Source organism: Amycolatopsis decaplanina DSM 44594 (genome assembly GCF_000342005.1).
Lineage (GTDB): Bacteria > Actinomycetota > Actinomycetes > Mycobacteriales > Pseudonocardiaceae > Amycolatopsis > Amycolatopsis decaplanina.
Window position 1 is genome coordinate 144,174 of sequence record NZ_AOHO01000026.1, and the last position, 22,625, is coordinate 166,798.

The 22,625-nt window shown below is 66.9% G+C and carries 22 protein-coding genes and 1 riboswitch; of the genes, 10 read left to right on the forward strand and 12 right to left on the reverse strand.

What is annotated here, in order from left to right; all coding sequences use genetic code 11:
- Window positions 1-64: 64 nt before the first annotated feature.
- Window positions 65-901 carry a 16S rRNA (cytidine(1402)-2'-O)-methyltransferase gene (gene rsmI, locus H074_RS04120; RefSeq protein WP_007028757.1) on the forward strand — a complete coding sequence of 279 codons (837 nt, stop codon included), beginning with the start codon at window positions 65-67 and terminating at the stop codon, window positions 899-901.
- On the opposite strand, the gene H074_RS04125 is transcribed toward rsmI, so the two are convergent.
- Entirely contained in the window at window positions 898-1,374 is a 477-nt protein-coding gene (locus H074_RS04125) for a QsdR family transcriptional regulator (RefSeq protein WP_007028758.1), read from the reverse strand. The genes rsmI and H074_RS04125 overlap by 4 nt on opposite strands.
- 177 nt (window positions 1,375-1,551) lie before the next feature.
- Here H074_RS04125 and H074_RS04130 point away from each other — a divergent pair, with 177 nt between their 5' ends.
- A complete protein-coding gene (locus tag H074_RS04130) occupies window positions 1,552-2,511 on the forward strand; it encodes a quinone oxidoreductase family protein (protein WP_007028759.1) in 960 nt (319 codons plus the stop codon).
- A gap of 1 nt (window position 2,512) precedes the next feature.
- Here the strand turns inward: H074_RS04130 and H074_RS04135 are convergent, their stop codons facing one another.
- The 5 genes from H074_RS04135 to H074_RS04155 all read right to left on the reverse strand — a co-directional run bounded on the left by H074_RS04135 (window position 2,513) and on the right by H074_RS04155 (window position 7,056).
- Complete coding sequence (locus H074_RS04135; RefSeq protein WP_039921439.1) at window positions 2,513-3,790, reverse strand: aminodeoxychorismate synthase component I; 1,278 nt, start codon at window positions 3,788-3,790, stop codon at window positions 2,513-2,515.
- 109 nt (window positions 3,791-3,899) lie between these two features.
- Complete coding sequence (locus tag H074_RS04140) at window positions 3,900-4,514, reverse strand: glycoside hydrolase family 25 protein (protein WP_007028761.1); 615 nt, start codon at window positions 4,512-4,514, stop codon at window positions 3,900-3,902.
- 93 nt (window positions 4,515-4,607) lie between these two features.
- The gene (locus tag H074_RS04145) at window positions 4,608-5,372 is read right to left on the reverse strand and encodes an ABC transporter permease (protein ID WP_007028762.1); all 765 of its coding nucleotides are present in this window, start codon (window positions 5,370-5,372) and stop codon (window positions 4,608-4,610) included.
- Window positions 5,362-6,375, reverse strand: a complete 1,014-nt coding sequence (locus H074_RS04150) for an ATP-binding cassette domain-containing protein (protein ID WP_007028763.1) — start codon at window positions 6,373-6,375, stop codon at window positions 5,362-5,364. The genes H074_RS04145 and H074_RS04150 overlap by 11 nt, the downstream gene beginning before the upstream one ends.
- An 87-nt stretch (window positions 6,376-6,462) precedes the next feature.
- The gene (locus tag H074_RS04155; RefSeq protein WP_007028764.1) at window positions 6,463-7,056 is read right to left on the reverse strand and encodes a PadR family transcriptional regulator; all 594 of its coding nucleotides are present in this window, start codon (window positions 7,054-7,056) and stop codon (window positions 6,463-6,465) included.
- A 62-nt stretch (window positions 7,057-7,118) separates the two neighbouring features.
- Here H074_RS04155 and metG point away from each other — a divergent pair, with 62 nt between their 5' ends.
- The 3 genes from metG (at window position 7,119) to H074_RS04170 (ending at window position 11,549) form a co-directional block, all read left to right on the forward strand.
- Entirely contained in the window at window positions 7,119-8,912 is a 1,794-nt protein-coding gene (gene metG, locus H074_RS04160) for a methionine--tRNA ligase (RefSeq protein WP_007028765.1), read from the forward strand.
- A gap of 7 nt (window positions 8,913-8,919) precedes the next feature.
- Window positions 8,920-9,756 (forward strand): TatD family hydrolase, encoded by an 837-nt coding sequence (locus tag H074_RS04165; protein ID WP_007028766.1) that lies wholly within the window; start codon window positions 8,920-8,922, stop codon window positions 9,754-9,756.
- Between the two features lie 413 nt (window positions 9,757-10,169).
- Window positions 10,170-11,549, forward strand: coding sequence for a resuscitation-promoting factor (locus H074_RS04170; RefSeq protein ID WP_007028767.1), 1,380 nt, complete (start codon window positions 10,170-10,172; stop codon window positions 11,547-11,549).
- A gap of 449 nt (window positions 11,550-11,998) precedes the next feature.
- Here H074_RS04170 and H074_RS04175 read toward each other — a convergent pair whose 3' ends face one another.
- Window positions 11,999-12,628 (reverse strand): DUF222 domain-containing protein, encoded by a 630-nt coding sequence (locus tag H074_RS04175; protein WP_007028768.1) that lies wholly within the window; start codon window positions 12,626-12,628, stop codon window positions 11,999-12,001.
- A gap of 165 nt (window positions 12,629-12,793) precedes the next feature.
- On the reverse strand, window positions 12,794-13,066 hold the full coding sequence (locus H074_RS42210; protein WP_007028769.1) for a GNAT family N-acetyltransferase: 273 nt from the start codon (window positions 13,064-13,066) through the stop codon (window positions 12,794-12,796).
- 333 nt (window positions 13,067-13,399) lie between these two features.
- On the opposite strand from H074_RS42210, the gene rsmA reads away from it, so the two are divergent.
- The 5 genes from rsmA to H074_RS04205 all read left to right on the forward strand — a co-directional run bounded on the left by rsmA (window position 13,400) and on the right by H074_RS04205 (window position 20,471).
- Window positions 13,400-14,236 carry a 16S rRNA (adenine(1518)-N(6)/adenine(1519)-N(6))-dimethyltransferase RsmA gene (gene rsmA, locus H074_RS04185; RefSeq protein ID WP_007028770.1) on the forward strand — a complete coding sequence of 279 codons (837 nt, stop codon included), beginning with the start codon at window positions 13,400-13,402 and terminating at the stop codon, window positions 14,234-14,236.
- A 247-nt stretch (window positions 14,237-14,483) separates the two neighbouring features.
- A riboswitch (SAM riboswitch) is annotated at window positions 14,484-14,574 on the forward strand.
- Window positions 14,575-14,786: 212 nt separating this feature from the next.
- Window positions 14,787-15,797, forward strand: coding sequence for a methionine ABC transporter ATP-binding protein (locus H074_RS04190; protein WP_039921533.1), 1,011 nt, complete (start codon window positions 14,787-14,789; stop codon window positions 15,795-15,797).
- A 122-nt stretch (window positions 15,798-15,919) separates the two neighbouring features.
- Window positions 15,920-16,885 (forward strand): 4-(cytidine 5'-diphospho)-2-C-methyl-D-erythritol kinase, encoded by a 966-nt coding sequence (locus H074_RS04195; protein WP_007028772.1) that lies wholly within the window; start codon window positions 15,920-15,922, stop codon window positions 16,883-16,885.
- A 70-nt stretch (window positions 16,886-16,955) separates the two neighbouring features.
- On the forward strand, window positions 16,956-18,728 hold the full coding sequence (locus H074_RS04200) for an ABC-F family ATP-binding cassette domain-containing protein (protein ID WP_007028773.1): 1,773 nt from the start codon (window positions 16,956-16,958) through the stop codon (window positions 18,726-18,728).
- A 51-nt stretch (window positions 18,729-18,779) separates the two neighbouring features.
- Window positions 18,780-20,471, forward strand: a complete 1,692-nt coding sequence (locus H074_RS04205) for a fatty acyl-AMP ligase (protein WP_007028774.1) — start codon at window positions 18,780-18,782, stop codon at window positions 20,469-20,471.
- A gap of 60 nt (window positions 20,472-20,531) precedes the next feature.
- Here H074_RS04205 and H074_RS04210 read toward each other — a convergent pair whose 3' ends face one another.
- The 4 genes from H074_RS04210 to H074_RS04225 form a co-directional block, all read right to left on the reverse strand.
- A complete protein-coding gene (locus tag H074_RS04210; protein ID WP_007028775.1) occupies window positions 20,532-20,861 on the reverse strand; it encodes a DivIVA domain-containing protein in 330 nt (109 codons plus the stop codon).
- A complete protein-coding gene (locus H074_RS04215; RefSeq protein WP_007028776.1) occupies window positions 20,861-21,220 on the reverse strand; it encodes a DivIVA domain-containing protein in 360 nt (119 codons plus the stop codon). The genes H074_RS04210 and H074_RS04215 overlap by 1 nt, the downstream gene beginning before the upstream one ends.
- A 159-nt stretch (window positions 21,221-21,379) precedes the next feature.
- The gene (gene pth, locus H074_RS04220) at window positions 21,380-21,976 is read right to left on the reverse strand and encodes an aminoacyl-tRNA hydrolase (protein ID WP_007028777.1); all 597 of its coding nucleotides are present in this window, start codon (window positions 21,974-21,976) and stop codon (window positions 21,380-21,382) included.
- 10 nt (window positions 21,977-21,986) lie between these two features.
- On the reverse strand, window positions 21,987-22,598 hold the full coding sequence (locus tag H074_RS04225) for a 50S ribosomal protein L25/general stress protein Ctc (RefSeq protein WP_007028778.1): 612 nt from the start codon (window positions 22,596-22,598) through the stop codon (window positions 21,987-21,989).
- Window positions 22,599-22,625 lie beyond the last annotated feature (27 nt).

Here is a 22,625-nt window from a genome sequence, read left to right on the forward strand (position 1 = left end):
CATGATCCTACGGGCGGAAGAGTGAACTCGGTGTCCGGATCTGCGAACCGGTTAACCTTCGGGAATGACCGAAGGACGCCTCGTGCTGGCAGCCACCCCGCTCGGAGACGTCCGTGACGCTTCGCCGCGCCTGTCCGAAGCCCTCGCGACGGCCGATGTGATCGCCGCCGAAGACACCCGGCGCCTGCGCTCCCTCACTGCTGCCCTCGCAGTCTCGCCGGTCGGGCGAGTGGTCAGCTTCTACGAGGACGTCGAAACCGCCCGCCTGCCGAAACTGCTCGAATCGCTTCGAGCGGGGGAAACGGTGCTCCTCGTGACCGACGCGGGGATGCCGAGCGTTTCGGACCCCGGATTCCGCCTGGTGGCCGCCTGTGTCGAGGCGGAGGTGCCGGTGACCTGCCTGCCCGGCCCGTCCGCGGTGACCACGGCGCTCGCACTGTCCGGCCTGCCGTGTGACCGTTTCTGTTTCGAAGGTTTCGCTCCGCGCAAGCCCGGTGAACGCGCGAAATGGCTCGGTTCGCTGAAGGACGAGCCCCGCACGGCCGTGTTCTTCGAGTCTCCGCACCGCCTCGCGAGCACGCTCGCAGACGCCGCCGACATACTGGGCCCCGGCCGTCGTGCCGCCGTCTGCCGCGAACTGACCAAAACCTACGAAGAGGTCAAACGCGGCAGCCTGCCGGATTTGGCCGCCTGGGCCGCCGACGGGGTCAAGGGCGAGATCACCGTCGTTCTCGCGGGCGCGCCGCCGCGTTCGGTCAGCGTCGAGGACCTGGTCTCCGAGGTTTCTTCGCGGGTCTCGGCAGGCGAACGCCTCAAGTCCGCCGCCGCCGAGGTCGCCGAAGCCGCGGGGGTGTCGAAGAAGGAGCTCTACGACGCTGTTCTCGCGTCCCGTAAGAGCTAGGACAGCAAGGCCGTCACGGCCGCGTGCGCCTTCGCGGCATCGGGTTCGGCGCCGGTGATGACGTCCGTATAGATGAAGGACTCGCCGATCCGCACCAGCAGGTAGGCCAGGTCCTCGACCGGCAGTGGCGGGGTGAGTCGTCCGGCCTCGACCTCTTCGTCCAGGAATTCGCGCATCCTCGCGATCGCGCGACTCTGCACCACGCTGGCCTTCGTCGTCAGGATCCGCAGCGCCCGCTCGGGCTCGTTGCGCAAGAACTCCCGGAACGGTTTCGAGCCGTTCACGGTCCGGACGAAGGTGCCGACGAGCTCCGCGATCCCTTTCGCGCCGCGGCCGAGTTTGCCGGAAGCCCGCGCTTCGAAGACCTCCACGGTCATCGACCACAGGATCTCGCCGAGCAGCTGATCCCGGCCGCCGACCCAGCGGTGCAGGGTGGCCCGGCTGATCCCCAGTTCGCCCGCGAGTTCACCCATGTCCACCCGGCGCCCCTCCAGGAACCGGGCGCGCGCGATCGCGAACGCGCGCAGGGCGTCCGGGCGCGGCGAGGTCAGCTGTCGTTCGAGTGCGGTTTCGATGCGTGAAACATATCACGTCATGTCTCACAGATGAGACATATGCAAGAATGTCTCATCTCGACGAGGAGGATGCGGATGCGCGCAGTTCAGGTGACCGAGTTCGGCGGACCCGAGGTGCTCAACCTCGTCGACCTGCCCGATCCCGTTCCCGGCCCAGGCCAGCAGCTGGTGGAGGTCGACCGGATCGGCATCAACTACGCCGACACGCACCAGGCCGAGAACTCGTACCTCGCGCCGAGCAAGCTCCCGCTCGTCCCCGGCGGCGAGGTCGTCGGCCGTGCCGCTGACGGTAAGCGTGTCGTCGCGCTGCTCAACGGCGGTGGCGGCTATGCCGAGCGCGCGGTGGCCGACGAGGTCACCAGCTTCGGCGTGCCCGACGGCGTCGACGACCTGACCGCGCTCTCCTTCATCGTCCAGGGCACCACCGCCTCGCTCCTGCTGCGCAAGAGCGCCCACCTCGAACCCGGCGAATCCGTCGTCGTGCACGCGGCCGCGGGCGGGGTCGGCTCCATCGCCGTGCAGCTCGCGAAAGCCTGGGGAGCGAGCCGGGTCATCGCGACCGCCAGCAGCGACGAGAAGCGTGCCCTCGCCCTCGAACTCGGCGCCGACGTCGCCATCGATTCGCGCGCCGAGAACATGACCGACGCGCTTCGCGAGGCGAACGGCGGCAAGCGCGTCGACATCGTGCTCGACATGACCGGCGGTACGGTCACGGACCAGAGCATCGCGGCTCTCGCGCCGTTCGGGCGTCTCGCGTTCTACGGCATGGCCAGCCGAGAGAACCCGAAACCGATCGAAGCCCGCAACCTTCTCGGGCACAGCACCACCGTGTCCGGGATGTGGCTGCCGCACGCCTTCAAGCTTCCCGGAAACGTCTTCGGCCGCACGCTCGACGAGCTTTTCGAGCTGGCCCTCGCCGGCCGGATCCGCGCTGTCGCCGGTGGCGAGTACGCGCTGTCCGACGCGCGCGCCGCCCACGAAGCCCTGCGCTCGCGCGGCACGATGGGCAAGCTGCTGCTGGACCCCGCCAAGTAGCTCAGCCGAGCAGGCGCTCCAGCGGAGCGGACTTGTGCAGGCATTCCTGCCATTCCGCTTCGCTGTCGGAGTCGGCGGTGATCCCGCCGCCGACTCCGAGCGCGATCGTGCCTTCGTGGATTTCGAAGGTTCTGATCGCGACGTTCAATTCCAGCCCGGCGATCGGCGAAGCGAGCCCGATCGCGCCCGTGTAGACGCCGCGCGCGGTGGGCTCCAGCTCGGCGATCAGATCCAACGCGCGGATCTTCGGCGCGCCCGTCACCGAACCCGGCGGGAACGTGGCCGCGAGCAGTGCCGCGTCGTCGATCCCGTCGGCGAGTGATCCCTCCACAGTGGATTCGAGATGCCAGACCCCCGGCGCGGGCCGGACCTCGAGCAGTTCGGGAACACGCACGGTGCCGACGGCGCATACCCGGCCGAGATCATTGCGGACGAGATCGGTGATCATCACGTTCTCGGCGACGTCCTTGGTGGATTCCCGCAGCCGCCGCGCGAGGTGTTCGTCAGAGGCGTTCCTCCGCGGCAGAGTGCCCTTGATCGGCGTCGACCGGACGCGTCGACCATGCCTGGCAAGGAAAAGCTCAGGAGAGAACGACACGATCGAACCCCAGTCGCCGGCGACGAACGCTGCCCGGCGGGCTCCCAGACAACGCGTGCCCTCGGCGAACAACGCGATCGGATCGCCGGTGAACACTCCGCTGAAGCGGGCACAGATGTTCGCCTGGAACAGCTCACCGGCTTCGATCGCGTGCACGCACGCCTTGACAGCGTCGTAGTGCTCAGACGGAAGCGGACGCGACAACGGGCCGGAACTCCAGGTCGTCACCTCGGGGAGCTCGGCGAGCGCGGATTCCACCGCGGACACTTCATCGACCGGATCCGGATCCCCGTCGGGAACCAGAGCTTCGAACCACCACGAACCGTCCGCGTCCAGCCGAAGAACCCGGTCGACCCAGCCCCACGCGGCGGGCGGAAGCGCCCCGGAACGGCCCGAGGGATCGGTCAAGTCGTAACCCAGGTAACCGAACCAGCCGCCCCCCACCGCTCCGGGCAGCGCGTCGCGGACGATAGGCATCCGAGTGGGGATCGCGAACGCTTCGGCCGCATCCCGGACAGGCGTCAGGGCAGCGTTAAGCGCGATGACCGCGCGTGAAGAGAACCACTCTCCGCAAAGTGCGGCGGGCGGCGCGAGCCCGAGCTTCTCGGCGCGTACTCCAAGAATCGCCAGCGCCCGTTCGGGCCCGACGTCCGTCCGCAGCCTCCGGCACATCAACCGCACGCGACATTGTCCCCGCTCGGGTGGCCGGAGACGCAAGCCGCGTCCACCGGAAAGTGAGATCCGCGACCACATGGTGACATCTTGCACACCCGTCGTCACGGAGTGAGCACTACAAGAGCACGTCCGCGAGCTTGAAGGGATAGACCACGGCGTCCTGCGCGATCGGACCGTCCACACCGGGCAACCCAGTGCCGAAACCGTGCTGATGCAATCCCAGCCGCGAGTGGAACCACCCCGGTCTTCCCGGGATTTCGTTGTGCCTGACCAGCCACAACACCACTTCGCTGTCCGCCCACTTGTCCGGCCGCAAGCGGCTCGTCCAGCAGTCGAGTCCCGCGTACACCAGAACGCGTTCGACGCGTGCCGCGTGCCTGACGTGTTTGATCCACGCCTTGATGAACCGGTCGTCGACGCTGGGTGCCTCCACCTCGAGCGCGGGCGCGAGCGAACCGGGAGCGAAGGCGCCGAGAGCGCTCGCCGTCCGCACGAAATGGTCGGCTTGGTCATGGACGGCGCCAGGGCGTGCGTAGTGCCGTGCGCCGGTGTGGATACCCACGTGCTGTGCACCGGTCAGATTGCGTTCCGCCGCGGCGTCCCGCCAGTTGGTGTTTTCGGTGACGGTGATCGACGCGAACCGGATGTCGGCGCCACGCACCGCCGCCCAATCCGACACCGTCTCATGGTGGGACAGGGTGACGCCGTGCTCACCTTCCGGATCGATCAAACTCACCCACCTCGAATTTTCGCCACAGTACGACCGAAAGGTCACCCTACGTCCGCGGAGCGGCCGCAAGGTGGCCTTTCGGTACAGCGTGTCTCAGGCGTTTTCGCGTTGGAACGTCCGTGAGCCCCACCAGACGGCCAGAACGGCCATGACCAGCACCACGACGCTCCCGGTGAACAGCGCGTCCATCGAGAAGTCGCCGCGGAAACTGTTCCGCTCGACATCCACCACGTGCCGGAACGGATTGATGCGGGAAATCGTGTACAGCCAATCCGGCGCCGAGCCCGCGGTGATCGGGATCAGGATTCCGGAAAGCAGCAGCAACGGCATGAGAACCGCGTTGAGCAAAGCCGGGAAGGCGTCTTCGCTCTTGAGGGTCAGTGCCAACGCGTACGAGCACGACGCCAAGGTGATCGACAGAAGAAAGACGATCACCAGGCTGAGCACGACGCCACCGAACGGCGCGTTCAGGTCGAAGACCAGATACGCCAGCGCGATGATGAGCAAGGCCTGGACCACGGTCTGCAGCGCGTTGGCGAGCACCTTGCCCAGCAACAACGCCACCCGGCTCACCGGCGTGACCCGCATCCGCTCGACGACACCCGAGCGGAACTCCGCGAGAAGCCCGAACCCGACGAAAGAGCTGCCGAACAGCGCGAGCTGCGCGATGATCGCCGGGGTGAAGATCATCCAGCCGTCCACATCGGACAGGCCTTGCGCGTTGAGCGCCTTCACCAGAAGCGGTCCGAAGAAGAACAAATAGAGGAGCGGCTGCATGATGCCGATGGCGAGCCACGTCGGGTTGCGCAACGCCGCGAGCATGTCACGGCGGAAGATCAACCAGGTGTCATGCAACATGCGTGGACTCCTTCTCCTCCGCGGCGGCGTCGACCGGCGCGCCCTCTTCGGCGTCTCGCAGGCTCCGGCCCGTCAGGGTCAGGAACACATCGTCGAGCGTCGGCCGGTGCACCTGCATGGACGCCATCGCGATGCCCCGCGCGTCCAGCGTCCGAAGCAGTTCAGGCATCGCGGTGTCCCCGCGCGGCACCCGGAAACGCACAGTGCCGTCGGCGACGGTCATCTCGTGTGCCCCTTCGAGACGGCCCGCGATCTCCGCGGTCTCCGCCGCCGATTCCGGTGAGACCCCGATGACGACACTGTCGCCGGAAACCCTCGCCTTCAACGAGTCCGGCGTGCCTTCGGCGACGATCTTCCCGTCGTCGATGACGATCAGCCGGTCTGAGAGCGCGTCGGCCTCGTCGAGGTAGTGCGTGGTCAAGAAGACCGTCACTCCCTGCTCGTCGCGCAGCCTGCGGATGTGGTCCCACAGATTGGCCCGGCTCTGCGGATCGAGCCCCGTCGACGGTTCGTCGAGGAAGACGAGACCGGGCGAGTGGATCAGCCCGAGCGCGATGTCGAGCCGGCGGCGCTGCCCGCCCGACAGGGTCGCGGTCGCCCGCTGGTCCAGCCCGGCCAAGTCCAGTTGCTCGGCGAGAACGGCCCCGCGTGCGAGCGCGTCCGCCTTGCTCATCCGGTACAGGCGGCCCTGGAACTCGATCTCCTCGACGACCTTGCTCGCCGGCGCGGTGCCGCCGCCCTGGGCGACATAGCCGATCCGCCGGCGCACCCCCAGCGGGTCGGCGAGCAGGTCACAGCCGCCGACCGTCGCCTCACCGGCGGTGGGCTTGAGGAGCGTCGTCAGCATGCGCAGGGTCGTGGTCTTCCCCGCGCCGTTCGGTCCGAGGAAGCCGACCAGTTCTCCGGCCGACACGTCGAGATCGACGCCTTTGACGGCGTGGACCTCGCCCCCATTGCGGCCCTTGCGACGGAAGCGCCGCTCAAGGCCGCGTGCCTTGATCATGTCTGCTCCTTTCGGTGCTCAACTAGTCAAGTTTGACTAGTGGCTGGACGCACTGTGCCCTAGGAGTCGTTCCATAGTCAAATTTGATTACTTGGGCGGTGCGCCGAACACGGCTTCGTCGTCGCCTTCGCCCGCCATCACGTACTCGCCGGCTTCAAGACGGCCGATCAAGTCCCTCATCCAGGTCACGTTCGCTTCCGCGTGCACGCTCCACAGGCGGTACAGCTCACTCACATGGGGCGGTTTACCCAGGTCGACGGCGTGTTCACGAGCGTAATGGGTCGACTGGGCGTGCGCTTCCATATTGGCCAGCTGCTGTTTCAGTAGAGCCAGTACCTGTGCGCGGGGCAGGGTCGGCATGAACGTGACCGCCGCCGACAGCGAGTACCCGGTCGCGTCGTCGCTCGACAACGCCCTGCCGAGTTGTACGAGGAACTCGGTCTCTCCGTCTTCAGTCAGCCTGTATGCGATCCGGTCGGGCCCGCCGCCCGCCTCGACGTCCTCGACCTGCTCCAGAAGGCCTTCGGTGGTCATCTTCTTCAGCGCGTGATAAATCGAACCCGGCTGGACATTGCCCCACTTGTCGGCCGCCCACGAGAGAAGTTCGCGCCGGACCTGGTAGCCGTGTGCCTTCCCGTACATGCGCACGACACCCAGCACCAGCAGACGCGTGGCGGACACCGAGGCCTCCGATCCTCTCCCGGACAACAATGCCTTAGACGACGTCCGTAGGCTAAACAAGCATGAGCACCCCAGTGTTGACTGCGGTGGCCTGGCCCTACGCCAACGGCCCCCGCCACATCGGCCACGTGTCCGGATTCGGCGTCCCGTCCGACGTCTTCTCCCGCTACCAGCGAATGGCCGGCAACCGGGTGCTCATGGTGTCCGGTACCGACGAACACGGCACCCCGATCACCGTCCAGGCCGACAAGGAAGGCATGACCTCCCAGCAGACGGCCGACAAGTACACCCGTCAGATCGGCCAGGACCTGCAGGGGCTCGGCCTCACCTACGACCTGTTCACCCGCACCACCACGGGTAACCACGCCGACGTCACGCAGCAGATCTTCCTCGCGCTGCACCGCAACGGCTACGTCGTCCCCAAGACGACCCGCGGTGCGATCAGCCCTTCGACCGGCCGCACTCTGCCGGACCGGTACATCGAGGGCACGTGTCCGATCTGCGGCTACGACGGCGCGCGCGGCGACCAGTGCGACAACTGCGGTAACCAGCTCGACGCCGCCGAGCTGATCAACCCGAAGTCCCGGATCAACGGTGAAACGCCGAAGTTCGTCGAAACCGAGCACTACTTCCTCGACCTGACGGCGTTCGTCGACACTTTGGGCAATTGGCTGTCCAGCAAGACCGACTGGCGCCCGAACGTCCTCAACTTCACGAAAAACCTCATCGACGACATGCGGCCGCGGCCGATCACCCGTGACCTCGACTGGGGCGTGAAGATCCCGCTGGACGGCTGGCGCGACCAGCCGCTCAAGCGCTTCTACGTCTGGTTCGACGCGGTCATCGGCTACTTCTCGGCGAGCGTCGAGTGGGCGCGCCGGACCGGCAACCCGGACGCCTGGCAGGAGTGGTGGAACAACCCGGACGCCCGCTCCTACTACTTCATGGGCAAGGACAACATCACCTTCCATGCCCAGATCTGGCCGGCTCTGCTCTTCGGCCACAACGGTGAAGGCGATCGAGGCGGCGAGCCCGGTAAGTACGGCAAGCTGCACCTGCCCGACGAGATCGTTTCCAGCGAGTTCCTCACGATGAGCGGCTCGAAATTCTCGACCTCGCGCGGCACGGTCATCTACGTCCATGACTTCCTGCGTGACTTCGGCCCGGACACGTTGCGGTACTTCATCTCGGTAGCCGGCCCCGAGACCCAGGACACCGACTTCACCTGGGACGAGTTCGTCCGCCGGACCAACTTCGAACTGGCCAACGAGTGGGGCAACCTCGTCAACCGGTCCATCTCTATGGCCCACAAGAACGGCGGCGCCATTCCGCGTCCCGACGCCCCCATGGCCGCCGACGAGGAGCTCAAGGAACTCTCCCGCAAGGCGTTCGACACCGCCGGCGCCCACCTGCAGCGGTCTCGGTTCAAGGCGGCGGCGAGCGAGGCCATGCGCGTCGTCACCGCCGCGAACCGGTACCTCTCGGACCAGGAGCCCTGGAAGCTCAAGGACGACCCCGCCCGTCGCGACAGCGTTCTGCATACCGCTCTGCAGGTCGTCTCGGACGCCAACACGCTGCTGACCCCTTTCCTGCCCCACTCGGCGCAAAAGGTGCACGAGGCACTCGGCGGCACCGGCGTCTGGGCGGCCCAGCCCGAGCTTCAGGAAGTCGAGGACCTCGACATCCCCGGCCGGATCAACCCCATCCTCACCGGGGACTACAAGGCCGAGCAGGCGCGCTGGAAGTCCGTGCCGATCGAGGTCGGCAAGCCGCTGGAGAAGCCGACCCCGCTGTTCGCCAAGCTGGACCCCGAGCTCGGCGAGACCGGTCCCGAATGGGCGCCGATCTCGAAATGATCAGCTGATGGGTACGGAGAAGAAGGAACCGCCGCCGATCCCGGACAGGTTGCCGGTTTCGGTGGTGGACGCGCATACCCACCTCGACGCGTGCGGTGCGGTCACCGAGGCTGACGTGACAGCCATGGTCGACCGCGCCGAACGCGCCGGTGTTTCCCGGGTGATCACCGTCGCGGACGATCTCGCGGCCGCTCGCTGGGCCGCGCAAGCGTCCACTTGGGACCTTCGGGTCTGGGCCGCCGTCGCGATCCATCCCACGCGCACCAAGGATTTCGGCGAGGCCGAGAAATCCGAAGTGGAGAGTCTCGCGAAAGAGTCCAGAGTGGTCGCGGTCGGCGAGACCGGCCTCGATTACTACTGGGACTACTCGCCCCACGACGCCCAACAGGACGCTTTCCGGTGGCACATTGATCTCGCCAAGCGGATCGGCAAACCGCTGATGATCCATGATCGAGACGCTCACGACGACGTACTCCGGATCCTCGAGGAGGAGGGAGCACCCGAGCAGGTCGTCTTCCACTGTTTTTCGGGAGACGAGCATGTCGCTCGCCGCTGTGTCGACGCGGGATACGTGCTTTCGTTCGCCGGGACGGTCAGCTTCCGTAACGCCCGCGGACTTCACGAGGCGGCACGGATCGTTCCGGCGGACCAGTACCTCGTCGAAACGGACGCTCCGTTCCTGACCCCGCATCCGTTCCGTGGGCGACCGAACGAGCCCTACTGTGCCGCCTACACGGTTCGCCATCTCGCCTCGCTCAGGGGCGAGGCGGTGCACGAAGTGGCCGAATCGGTGCGAGTGACCGCTGAGCGGGTCTTCGGGTTGCCGACAGTCACAGCCGGTTGAACGGATTGCGACATTGGTGATCAACAATGGTCCACTCTGATGAGTGACCAACGTCACGACACTCCGGGGGGTGTTTGCGCAACCCGGCGAGGTTCGTTACTGTCCCGTGATCGTGCCGGTCGGTGTCCGCTCATGCGGTTTCCGGCTGTTACGCCCACAGTCACGTCAGTGCACGTCGGGGAAGCGGAACCGGGAGAGGTACGGCCTGGAACCGTGACGATGGCGCTGGCTGCGGGTGTCGGACTTCTAGAGGTGTGCCGAAGTGCGCATCGAGACGAAGGACGTAGTGGAGCGGTTGTCGAGCTCCTCGACGTCTTGGGAAAGGGAACGACCCAGTGACTGGTAGCAGTAGGCAGGATGCCTCGCGCCTCGGCGCAGAGACGAACACCTTCGCTTCCTCCGGTTCGGTTGCCGTGCTCGACCGCGACACTCACTACGGCGAGCTGGACTACTCCGACGACCCGCGCATCACGCAGCAGGACGTCCTCGCCGCGCTCGGCCCCGACGCCGACGCCCTGATGGCCGAGATCGATGTCGACGTCGACGAGCTGATCCGCCTCATCAGCGCCGAGACCACCATGCTCCCGCCGATCGTCATCCCGGACGAGATGGCCGAGGACCGCACCGCGGGCGCGCCGATGAAGGCCGCGACCAAGGATGAGGTTATCTCGAGCGCGACCCGCGTCTGGAAGAAGCGCTTCCTCAAGGGAACCGTCATGGCGGTGCTCCTCACCCTCGGCGGTGGCGGCGCGGCCGCGATGGCGATGAACAAGAGCGTCACGCTCGACATCGACGGCAAACAGCAGACCGTCCACAGCTTCGGCGACACGGTCGGCGATGTCCTTGAAGACGCCGGTCTTTCGGTCGGCGCGCACGACTCGCTTTCCCCCTCGCCCCAGGCCGAGGTGGGCGACGGCGGCGTCATCAAGCTGGAGCGCGGCCGTAAGCTGAACCTGATCGTCGACGGCGCGCCGCAGCAGGAGTCCTGGGTCCGTGCGACCAACCTCGGCGAAGCGCTGAACCAGCTCGGTCGTGCCGACCTCGCCAAGGCCGGCACCTGGACCTCGCTCCCGCAGAACGGTGAGCTGCCGCTCGAAGGCGCCACTGTCGAGGTCAAGACCCTCAAGAACGTCACGGTCTTCGACGGCGCGAACGAACCGCGCAAGGTGCAGACCAACTCGGTCACCACCAAGGAATTCCTTGGTGAGCTCCGGATGACCCTCGGCCCGGACGACGAGGCCGTCGGCGGTCTCGACGTCAAGCTGGTCGACGGCGCCGAGGTCCACATCAGCCGGACCGGCGTCACCATGGTCAAGCAGAACGAGGAAATTGCACCGCCCGAGCAGAAGGTCGACGATCCGGAGCTCGAAAAGGGCAAGACCAAGGTCGAAGACCCGGGCACTCCGGGCCAGAAGACCGTGACCTACAAGGTCACCAAGCGCAACGGCAAAGAGGTCGGCCGCGAGAAGGTCTCGGAAGAGGTCATCACCGAGGCCAAGCCCAAGATCGTCAAGGTCGGTACGAAGAAGCCCGCCGATCCGGTCATCGGAGACGCCGGCGCCTGGGACCGCATCGCTCAGTGCGAGTCGACCGGCAACTGGGCCGCCAACACCGGCAACGGCTACTACGGTGGCTTGCAGTTCAACAAGAGCACCTGGGACGCCTACGGTGGCGACCAGTACGCCGCGTACCCGCACCAGGCCAGTAAGGCCCAGCAGATCGCTGTCGCTGAGAAGGTCCGCGACGCTCGTGGTGGCTACAGCGCTTGGCCGCACTGCGGCAAGAAGGCCTGACGCCAGATCGTCCTCCTTCCTGAAGGTCACCGTGTGGGTTCGCCTGCAAGGTGGCCTTCAGGCCGTTAAGGGCTTCTGTGGCTGCGTCGCGTTCCCGGCTCTCGGTCTCGACAGTCTCGCCCACCAGCGCGGAGGCCGTATGTGGGCCACAGTCCGGGATCGTTCGGCCGCATTTGCCTCGAAGACGCCTCCGCCGCGGCGGTGCGGGCTTTGGTGGCTCTGCGATCGGGCCTGGGTGGACTTGGGACGGCTTGCGGGTTTCTCGACCGGCTCCGTGACCTGAGGCTGCTCGGCGACCTGCTCCGAAGTCTCTCGGGACAAGGGGATGTCCGGACTTGTCTCCGCCAGGTCGATGATCTCCGCGAACGCGTCGCCGCGTCTCTCCGCCGGTGCACGGTCGTCGGCTTCCTTGGTGGGAGCCGGATACGCTCGCGGCACCAGGAGCGCGTTCAGGCGGCGCCCGTCTCGGGATCGAGGTTGCCACGCATGTCCCAACGGCCGGTCCGTTTCTGGCGCAACCAGAATTCGCTCCGCTGAAGTTTCGGACTGGGGTCTTCTTTGGGATTTCCGTCCGGGTCGAGTCGCGCGAGCAGCTCTGTGCCCGCCACCGTGACGTCGCGCGGTCTTGCGACGCCGGCGAGCTCGACCAGGCCCTTCTCGGCCTCGAGCCGTGCGTTCGCGGTGACATGCTCGGGCAGCCTCTTCATGACAGTGACGATCCGGTCGATGCCGGCCTCGGCCAGCGCGCCGGTGCCGGCCGCGGTGCCGGTCAAAGGCGCGATGGGGTTGATCGACGTGCCGTCGCGCGCCCGTCTCGCATTGAGCGCGAGCGCTCTACCGGTCACTTTCCGGGCCTCCGCTCGAGGCACCCGAGCCGCATGCTCGTAGAACACGGCGATCGAGTTGTATCCGTAGAGATCTCGGACACCACGGGACTCGATCTCGGCCAGGATCTGGCCGACTTCGGCGAACAGACGTCGCCCTTCGCGTAGCCGCGTCTGCAACTCGTCGAGAAGCAGTTCGGCGTCACCTTCCGGCAGGTTGAGCGGGAAGGCCTTGGGGATGTTTGTGCTGGTCATCCCTCGATTGTCGAGGCAGATTCGAACGAATGCACGGTATCGATCGGGTGGATGATCATCACGCTCCGGCGACGCGAACCTGCGCCGATCACACTGGAGGGGGACGCGTGCCGGATCGGAGACGCCACAAGGATGGTGGGGGCACGATCACGCCTGCCCCCTGCCTCAGTGGTTCATCTGATCCCATTCCTCGCGGAGCGCGCCGTAGACGACGGCGTCGTGGACGCCGCCGGACCAACGTCGAGCGCGCCGGAACCGGCCTTCTTCGACGAAGCCCAGTCGCCGTCCGGGGGTGATCATTCCGGGGTTCCCCGAGTACGTGGCGAAGTCCAGGCGGAGCGCATCGGTGCGGGAGAACAAGTAGGTCGTCCACATGCGCAAGGCCTCGGTGCCGAACCCGCCGCCCCAGTACCGCTCGTCGTAGCTGACCAACCCCATCCGCCGCCAGTCGGTCTCTCTGCTTTCCAGTACCAGCTGACCCGGCCGATCAACCTGCCGTCGCTCAGCGCACGCACAGCGAGGCTGGTGCGGGGATCGGGCGGCTCGGCCTTGGTGGTGGTGAGTTCGCGTGCCGTGGATTCGGCGGCCGCCGCGGCCGGGGTGCCGAAGTAGGGCCCGTTCGTTTCGTGCCAAGGCTGCGCGGGATCGAGTAGGTCGCGTAGCGGGCGGAGGTCGGACGGTCGCCAGTCGCGCAACCGGACTTTCCTGCCATCGAGTACGACGTCGTCCACCGGTCAATCGTGGCCTACCGGGCCTGGTTACGATCGTCGGGTGACTGAACTGCTCGGTCCTGCGGAGATCAGGGCGCTGGCGGCCGAGCTGGACGTACGTCCGACCAAGAAGCTCGGCCAGAACTTCGTGCACGATCCCAACACGGTGCGCCGCATCGTCGACCTTTCGGGGGTCGGCGAAGGTGACGTAGTCCTGGAGGTCGGGCCGGGCCTCGGCTCGCTGACACTCGGACTGCTCGCGACCGGTGCCGAGGTCATCGCGGTCGAAATCGATCCCGTACTGGCGAGGCGACTGCCAGACACCGTGGCCGAACGGGGCGGGGCCGAGAGACTGACTGTCGTCGGGGCGGACGCGTTGCGGGTCACGGCGGACGACCTACCTGCGCGGCCGACGGCACTTGTCGCGAATCTGCCGTACAACGTCGCCGTCCCCGTCGTGCTTCACCTGCTCGCCGAGTTGCCGTCGCTGACCAGCGGTCTCGTAATGGTCCAGACCGAGGTCGCGGACCGAATGGCGGCCGGTCCGGGGAGCCGGACTTATGGCGTGCCCAGCGTCAAGCTCGCGTGGTACGGAAAGGCGCGCAAGGTCGCCGCCGTGCCGCGCGCGGTGTTCTGGCCTGTTCCGAACGTGGACTCCGCGCTGGTCGCCTTCGAGCGGGGTGATGTGGTGTCGTCCGTGGACCGGGAGCGGCTGTTCGCGGTGGTCGACGCCGCCTTCTCGCAGCGGCGGAAGACTCTGCGTGCCGCGTTGGCGTCATGGGCCGGTTCCGCCGAACGCGCGGGGGAACTGCTCGAAAAGGCGGGTATCGACCCCAAGACCCGTGGGGAGCAGTTGGATGTTCAACAGTTCGCTCGGATCGCCGCGGCCGCCGGCTGATCGTCTGCCACAGGTGTGACCGGCACCGCGCGGACAGGATCCGGTCAAGGTCAGCACGAGTGCGTAAACCTTCTCCTCGTTCTGCGTGCGCTCGACCCGTCTTGGCAGGCAGCGCCCCCGTTCTGGTTCAGGGAAATCTGTCGACGTCTCAGAGTATGGACAGCGGATCCTGTATAATGAACGCGACCAGACGTGTGATCTGCGCCTACGCGCTTGCTTTCATCCAGTGGGATCGGTTTTACTCAGTGGGCCATCCCGAGCGACTGAGAGACCTGGCTCGCCGAAGTCGCAGCAACCACCCTCCACAGGGCAGGTGCTACAGCCAGGACCGATGGAGGCTGTGCCTAATGAACAGGGTCACCCACCCGCTCCTGCTGACCAGGCGACGTGTCGTCGATGAAGGTCGCCGCACGGTAAGTGCGTGTCGACGCTCCACCGTTACTGCCTGAGTTCTTTCCCTTACCTCTGAAATCCGTCCATTCCCGGACGGTCACTCGGTGACGGTTGGCGCGCTCGAAAGAAGCAGCGCCCCATTTGCATGGAGCCTTTCGTGATCACTGTCGAAAACCTGTCCAAATCCTTTCCCCTCAACGGAAATCCTGTCGTCGCATTGCGTGATGTGAGCGTGGACATCCAAGCGGGCTCGCTGTTCGGAGTCGTTGGTCCGGCAGGCTCTGGCAAGTCGACCCTCGCTCGTTGCATCAGCCTGCAGGAGCGTCCTGACCGGGGTGTCGTTCGACTCGACGGCCTCAACACCGGGACCCTCGACGGACGCCGGCTGCGCGAAATCCGGCGACAGGTCGGTGTCGTGAGCACCAAACCGGAATTGCTCGCCGAGCGCACTATCGCCGGCAACATCGCTTCGCCGCTCGAACAGCTCGGCCTCGACGGGCCGCAGCGCCGCAATCGGGTCGGCAACCTGCTCGACCTGGTGGGGCTCACCCCCCGGGCGGGGCAGCGGCCGGGTGACCTGTCCGAGGGGCAGCTGCGCCGAGTGGCCATCGCCAAGGCACTGGCTGCCGGGCCGTCCGTGCTCTTGGCCGACGACCCGACCGCGGGTGTGCAGCCCGAAGAGTCCGGCGCGGTCTTGACAGTGCTCGACCGTGCGCGCGCCGAGCTCGGAGTCACCGTGCTGCTCACCACTCCCGACGCCGGCGTGGTTCGCCGTGTCTGCGACGACGTCGCGGTTCTGGAGGCTGGAGCGGTCATCGAACGTGGCACCGTGCTCGACCTGGTCTCCGACCCGAACAGCCGGACCGCGCAGGCCCTGCTTCCCGCGATCGAGACCGGGCGGGCGCAGGCCTCGAAGTACGACCGCGCGGTGGATGTCGTGCTGGTCGGCTTCGCCTCGGTCGGTGCGCTGCTGCCGGAGGCGGCCGGTCGCTTCGACGTCGAACTCGCCACCATCGGAGGCGGTCTGATCCGGATCGGCGACACGCCGGTCGGCCGGTTCCGCCTCGGCGTGCGCGGCGAGCGCGCGGATGCCGCGCTTGCCTGGATCGCCGAGCGTGGCGGCCACGTGACCCATCCGGTCCGCGGACCGCAGGGCGTCGCCGCCTGATTCCTTCGCGAACGGGCCGCTCAGGACGAAAACCGTCCGGGGCGGCCCGTTCGTGTCTGACTCGTCCTGTTGTCTTTTCTCCTGGTGACAACACAAGTGGAGCGGCCACGTAGGCTTGACGTGTGCTCGCCGTCGTACCGCCCCCAGTAACCGTCAGGGTTCCCGCCAAGGTCAACCTGCACCTGTCGGTCGGTGACGTACGCCCGGACGGCTACCACGAGCTGGTGACCGTGTTCCAGGCGCTTTCCCTGACCGACGAGGTGACCGTCGCGGTCACCGAGGACCCCGGAGTCGAGGTCTACGGCGAAGGCGAAGGCTCCGTACCGACAGGGGCCAACAACCTCGCTTGGAAGGCGGCACAGGCACTGGCGGCCCACGTCGGCAAGGCGGACGGCGAGTCCAAGGTCCGGGTGGTACTGCGCAAGGGCATCCCGGTAGCGGGTGGGATGGCCGGAGGCAGCGCCGACGCGGCCGCGACCCTGGTAGGCCTCGCGTCGCTTTGGAAGCTCGACATCTCCCGTGACGAATTGGCGGGTATCGCCGCGAAGCTCGGCAGCGACGTCCCCTTCGCGCTCTACGGCGGGACCGCGTTGGGAACCGGCCGAGGGGAGCAGCTGGTGCCGGTCCTGTCGAGGCACACCTTCCACTGGGTTCTGGCCTTCGATCAGCGTGGACTTTCGACTCCGAGGGTGTTCGGCGAGCTGGACAAGTTGCGTGAAGAGGGCAGCCCGCCGCGGATCGGCTCGCACACTCCGGTGGTCGAGGCGCTGGCGTCCGGTGACCCGCGGCAGCTGGCGCTGCTTCTCGGCAACGACCTGCAGGCGGCCGCTGTCTCCTTGCGTCCGGGACTGCGCCGCACGTTGCGGGCAGGAGTCAACGCGGGTGCGCTCGCCGGCACCGTGTCCGGATCCGGACCGACCTGTGCCTTTCTGTGCGCGGATGCTCAGTCGGCCGTCGAGGTCGCCGCGGAGCTGTCCGGTGCGGGGGTCTGTCGCACGGTGCGCGTCGCACACGGGCCGGTGCCCGGAGCCCGATTGGTGGGCGGGGACGACGCGCCCCGGCCGTCGCCACCTCGGGTGCACGCGTAGTAAGGGTGTCCGGATTGGACATCGACTAATTCGTTGTGGTGCAAGCTTTTTGGAAAGGATCGGCTGAGGCATGGCCAACTTGGTCAACCTGGAGTCGGTGAGCAAGTCCTTCGGGGTGCGCCCGCTGCTCGACGGTGTTTCGCTCGGTGTGGCGGAGGGGCAGCGTATCGGCGTCGTCGGTCTCAACGGGGGAGGGAAGACGACGCTACTGGAGGTCCTCGCGGGGATCAGCGAGCCGGATACGGGACGCGTCAGCCAGGTCCGCGGCTTGCGGATGGCCGTGGTCACCCAGCGGACCGAACTCCCCGACGGCAGCACAGTCGGAGATGTCGTGCTGGAGCGCTACGGCGCGGAGCACGAGTGGGCCGCTGACGCGCGAGTCCGGTCCATTATGGATGGTCTCGGGATCACCGCTCTCGGTGTCGAGAAGGAAACGGCGAACCTGTCCGGTGGTGAACGCCGCCGGGTGGCCTTGGCGGCCGCACTCACCGGTGAACTGGACCTCGTGGTTCTCGACGAGCCGACCAACCATCTCGACGTCGAAGGTGTGCGCTGGCTCGCGGATCATCTGCTCAACCGCAAGATCGCGGTCGTGGTCGTCACCCACGACCGGTGGTTCCTCGACACGGTCGCGAGTTTGACCTGGGAGGTCGCCAACGGCCGCGTCGAGCAGTACGAAGGTGGTTACGCCGACTGGATCTTCGCGCGGGCCGAACGGGCGAGGCTGGCGGCGACTGCCGAAGAGAAGCGGCAGAACCTGGCGCGTAAAGAGCTCGCGTGGCTGCGTCGCGGTCCGCAGGCCAGGACCTCGAAGCCGCGCTACCGCGTCGAGGCGGCGGAGGCTCTGATCTCCGACGTGCCGGAGCCGCGTGATTCGGTCGAACTGCTTGCGTTCGCCCGTCGGCGGTTGGGGAAGACCGTGTTGGAGATCGAGGACGCCACGTTGACCGTCGGCGACCGCACCCTGCTCGATCACGTCACGTGGCGCATCGGCCCCGGCGACCGGATCGGCCTGGTCGGCGTCAACGGGTCGGGCAAGACGACGCTGCTCAAGCTGCTCGGCGGTGATACGGAGCCCGAGACGGGGCGACGCATCCAGGGCAAGACGGTCAGCCTCGCGCACCTACGGCAGGAGCTTGACGACCTGCCGGGTGACCTGCGGGTGCTGCAGGCGATCGAAGAGGTCTCCGGTCGGGTCGTCTTCGGCAAGCAGGAGCTCTCCGCTTCGCAGCTGGCAGAGAAGCTGGGGTTCCCCGCTTCGAGGCAGTGGACGCCGGTCGAAGACCTTTCCGGCGGTGAACGGCGCCGCCTGCAGCTGTGCCGGCTTCTGATGGCCGAGCCCAACGTGCTGCTGCTCGACGAGCCGACGAACGATCTCGATATCGACACCTTGCAGCAGCTCGAAGATCTGCTGGATTCCTGGCCGGGCAGTCTCGTCGTCGTTTCGCACGACCGGTACCTGGTGGAACGCGTTTGCGACACGATCGTGGCCTTGTTCGGGGACGGGCAAGTGACCCATCTGCCGGGCGGGATCGACGAGTACCTGGACCGGCGCGTCAAGAGTCTCGAGAAAGCCGCCGGCGACCGGAAGACGGGCAACGCGCAGGCCTCCGCGCCCAAGAAGAGCGCTGCGGAACAGCGGGCGGCGCAGAAGGAGCTGTCCCGTCTCGAGCGCAAGCTCGACCAGCTGCACGCGAAGGAAGAGAAGCTGCATGCGGCGCTGCTCGCCGCGGCGACCGATCCGACGAAGCTCATCGAGCTGAACACCGAATTGAAAGCCGTCGAAACGGAGAAGGAGGAGGTCGAGGCTCAGTGGCTCGAGACCTCCGAAGCGATCGAATGAGTTCACTCGACGGCGAGCGGGCCTTTCAGCGCGGACAGTAGTGTGACGCGCATGAGTCGGTTCGTGGACACGCTCGTCGCCACCGCGGCGGGGCGAGGTCAGCAGCGGGGAATGGTCACCGGGGAGCCCAAGGAGCCGGTTCGGCGTACGTGGGCCGAGATTCACGAGCAGGCCAAGCGGGTCGCCGGGGGCCTGGTGACGGCTGGGCTGGAGCCCGGCAAAGCGGTCGCGGTCCTGGCGGCGGCGCCGTCGCTGATCGCGCCGACGGTTCAGGCGGTATGGCTTGCCGGCGGCAGCGTGACGATGCTGCATCAGCCCACGCAGCGAACCGACCTCGCCGAATGGGCAGAGGACACCGTTCGTGTGTTGCGGATGATCGGGTCCGGCCTGGTTCTGCTCGGTGAGCCGTTCGACCAGTTGGCGCCGGTGCTCACCGAGCATGGCATCGCCTTCCAGGTCATCACCGAGCTGCTCGAGGCCGAACCGTTGGCGGAGCCCGTGCCGACGGCGGAATCGGACACCGCGCTCCTGCAACTGACCAGCGGGTCGACGGCCGATCCGAAGGCCGTGCGGATCACCTACGGAAACCTGTATGCGAACGTCAAGGCGATGGTCGATCGGGCCGAGTTCGATTTCGACGTCGACGTGATGGTCTCTTGGCTGCCCACCTTCCACGACATGGGGATGGTCGGCTTCCTGACGGTCCCGATGACGTTCGGCGTCGAACTCGTCAAGATCACGCCGCTCGAGTTCCTGTCGGGACCGTTGATCTGGCCGCAGCTGATCAGCAAGTACAACGGCACGACCACGGCCGCGCCGAACTTCGCGTACGCGATCGTGGGCAGGCGGATGGCCCGTGTCGAGGACGACAACGCGTACGACCTCTCGAAGCTGCGGATCGCGCTGAACGGCGCCGAGCCGATCGATGAAACGGCCGTGCGGACATTCGTCGAGGCGGGGGCACGCTTCAAAATGCCTGCCGAATGTGTTTTTCCGGCGTACGGCATGGCGGAGGCCACTCTCGCGGTTTCGTTCGCGCCGTTGTTCACCGGACTGACGCTGGACGTCGTCGAAGCCGATGCGCTCGAGGCGGACAACCGTGCGGTGCCGGTCCCCGAGGACGACCCGCGCCGCGGGACCGATGAAGTCCGGTCCTTCGCGGTGCTCGGGCCGCCGCTCGACGGGCTCGAGGCCGAGATCGTCGACGACAAGGGCACCGTGCTCGGAGAACGCGAGGTCGGGGAGATCCGTCTACGCGGTGAGGCCGTGACGCCGGGATATCTGACCATGGAAGGTCCGCTCGCGACACAGGACGAGGACGGCTGGCTGCTCACCGGCGACCTCGGTTACCTGGTCGACGGCATGATCGTGATCTGCGGCCGTCGCAAGGACGTCATCATCATGGGCGGCCGGAACCTGTACCCGACCGACATCGAGAGGGCGGCGACCTCGGTCGAGGGGGTCCGGGCGGGGAACGCAGTGGCCGTGCGGATCGACGCCGGCAGCCGCCGGGAGCGGTTCGCCGTCGTGGTCGAATCGAAACTCGCCGGGGACCCGGAAACGGAGAAGGCGCTGGCGAAGGAGGTCGCTGCCAAGGTGCGCGGCGCCGTCGACATGCGTCCCTTCGCGGTTGTGGTGCTCCCGGCGGGAAGTCTGCCCAAGACGCCCTCGGGCAAGGTGAAGCGGGCCGCGACCGCTGTCCAGTTCGCGGACAAGATCGCCAAGAACGCGGCGAACAGCTGACACGAAAGGGCCGGGTCCGCGAACATCGCGGCCCGGCCCTTTCGCGGCACCTCCCGTTGGTCAGCGGCGTCGCCAGGGTGGCTTGCGGGTATGGGTGTGTTCCAAGGCAGGCGCTATGTAATAGGCGGCGGACTGGGACAGCCCGGCCAGCGTGCTCTCGACATCCCGCAGGAAAGCGTCGACGGCTGCCGGGTCGTAGCCTCGTTTCGAGAGCGGTGCTTTGGCGAACGCCACGTTGTGGACGTCCGAAACCGACAGGTCGTCGTCGCCGTCGAGGGTCGCCGCGACCCGTTCGAGGAAGGCATCGACCGCGGGTTCGTGATAACCACGGGCGCCGATCGGTGCCCGGTCGAACTGCCGGGTTCTGGCCTCGAACGCGGTGACGGGCACTAGCGCTCCCGCAGGAATTCGACAGGACCGCGGTCTGGAACGGCGCGTTCGGTGGTCGCTTCGTCCTCTTCGCGGGCGCCGGGCACGCCGAGTACGTGCTGGCCGGTCCGGTGGGCGAGTTGCCCTTCGACCTTGTCGAGGAAATCGTCGACTTCGCGTTCGTCGTAGCCGCGCTTCCCGATCAGCGGACGCGAGAACATGACGTGGTGCACCTCGGCGGCCGTCAGGTCGTCCCGGTCCGAGATCGTGTCGGCGATCCGTTCCAGGAACGCGTCGACCTCGTGTTTGGCGTATCCGCGCCGCCCGATCGGGGCGTTCGGGAAAGTGGCGCCGGTGATTTCTTCGGCCGTAAACGACATGAAACTCTCTCCGGTTTCGGTGGGGAATGCGATCTCCGCATTCCGTCCTAACGGGTTTGAGAGTTCCCCGGAAGAGCTCGCGCTATTCCACGACTCGATCAGGGGCGTGGTGAAACGCCTTCGAGTGACGAGATGTAACGCACCGCCATGTGAGCGGGTTCACCCAGCGTGGAAGGTGTTCTGGGCCGCGGCGAGACCGGTGCTGATAAGCGCTTCAACAGCGTCGGCGCAACGATCGATCTCGAAAGCGAGTTCTTTGCGTTCGACCGTCGAGAAGTCTTTCAGCACGAAATCGGCCGGATCCTGTCGTCCCGGAGGGCGGCCGACGCCGAATCGGACACGGTAGTAGTCCTTCGTGCCCAGGGATTTGGTGATCGAGCGGAGACCGTTGTGGCCGTTGTCGCCGCCGCCCAGTTTCATCTTGAGCGCGCCGAAGTCGACGTCCAGCTCGTCGTGGACGACCACGACACCGGCCGGGGGGATCTTGTAGAACCGGGCCGCGCCGACGACCGGGCCACCCGAGAGATTCATGTACGAACGCGGCTTGGCGAGGACCACGCGCTGTCCCGCGAGCCTGCCTTCGAGGATTTCGGCGCCGCTCTTGTGGGCTTTGAACTTGCCTCCGACACGGCCGGCGAGTTCGTCGAGCACCATGAAGCCGACGTTGTGCCTGTTGCCCGCGTATTGGGGGCCGGGATTGCCGAGGCCGACGAGCAGGATCTGCTCGCCGGCCCCGGGAAGTACTGCTTCGGTCACACCGGTGACTTTATTCGGCGTCCTCGGCGGGAGCCTCGGCCGCCTCGGCGGCGCCCTCTTCGCCCTCGAGCGAAGCCTCGGACGGCGCCTCGTTGACGGCGACGACCAGAGCCTCGGCGTCGGTGACCAGGGTGGCGCCCTTCGGCAGGGTGACCTGCGAGGCGAGGATCTGGGTGCCGGCTTCGACGCCCTCGACCGAGACCTCGACCTGCTCGGGGATGTGCAGCGCCTCGACCTCGATCTGGAGGGTGTCGAGGTCGGTGGTGACCAGGGTGCCCGGGCCCGCGGTGCCGGTGACGACGACGGGGACGTCGACGGTGACCTTCTCGCCGCGGCGGACGACCAGCAGGTCGACGTGCTCGATGTAGTTCTTCAGCGGGTGGACGACGATGGTCTTCGTCAGCGCCAGCTCGCTCTTGCCCTCGAGCTCGAGGGTGATGACGGCGTTGCTGCCGTTCTCACGCACGACGCGGGCGAACTCGATGGCGGGCAGGGAGTAGTGGCGCGGGTCCGAGCCGTGCCCGTACAGCACCGCGGGGATCTTGCCGGCGCGACGCGTGCGACGCGCGGCACCCTTGCCGAATTCGGTGCGGGGCTCGACGGACAGGCTTACCTCGGACACGGTGTAGCACTCCTTCAATTCACCAAC

Excerpts from the sequence above, each read along its gene's own strand:
- rsmI (WP_007028757.1), top strand. The coding sequence starts at position 65 with ATGACCGAAGGACGCCTCGTGCTGGCAGCCACCCCGCTCGGAGACGTC.
- H074_RS04125 (WP_007028758.1), bottom strand. The coding sequence starts at position 1,374 with ATGGGTGAACTCGCGGGCGAACTGGGGATCAGCCGGGCCACCCTGCAC.
- H074_RS04130 (WP_007028759.1), top strand. The coding sequence starts at position 1,552 with ATGCGCGCAGTTCAGGTGACCGAGTTCGGCGGACCCGAGGTGCTCAAC.
- H074_RS04145 (WP_007028762.1), bottom strand. The coding sequence starts at position 5,372 with ATGTTGCATGACACCTGGTTGATCTTCCGCCGTGACATGCTCGCGGCG.
- H074_RS04150 (WP_007028763.1), bottom strand. The coding sequence starts at position 6,375 with ATGATCAAGGCACGCGGCCTTGAGCGGCGCTTCCGTCGCAAGGGCCGC.
- metG (WP_007028765.1), top strand. The coding sequence starts at position 7,119 with ATGAGCACCCCAGTGTTGACTGCGGTGGCCTGGCCCTACGCCAACGGC.
- H074_RS04165 (WP_007028766.1), top strand. The coding sequence starts at position 8,920 with ATGGGTACGGAGAAGAAGGAACCGCCGCCGATCCCGGACAGGTTGCCG.
- H074_RS04175 (WP_007028768.1), bottom strand. The coding sequence starts at position 12,628 with ATGACCAGCACAAACATCCCCAAGGCCTTCCCGCTCAACCTGCCGGAA.
- H074_RS42210 (WP_007028769.1), bottom strand. The coding sequence starts at position 13,066 with ATGGGGTTGGTCAGCTACGACGAGCGGTACTGGGGCGGCGGGTTCGGC.
- H074_RS04200 (WP_007028773.1), top strand. The coding sequence starts at position 16,956 with ATGGCCAACTTGGTCAACCTGGAGTCGGTGAGCAAGTCCTTCGGGGTG.
- H074_RS04205 (WP_007028774.1), top strand. The coding sequence starts at position 18,780 with ATGAGTCGGTTCGTGGACACGCTCGTCGCCACCGCGGCGGGGCGAGGT.
- H074_RS04215 (WP_007028776.1), bottom strand. The coding sequence starts at position 21,220 with ATGTCGTTTACGGCCGAAGAAATCACCGGCGCCACTTTCCCGAACGCC.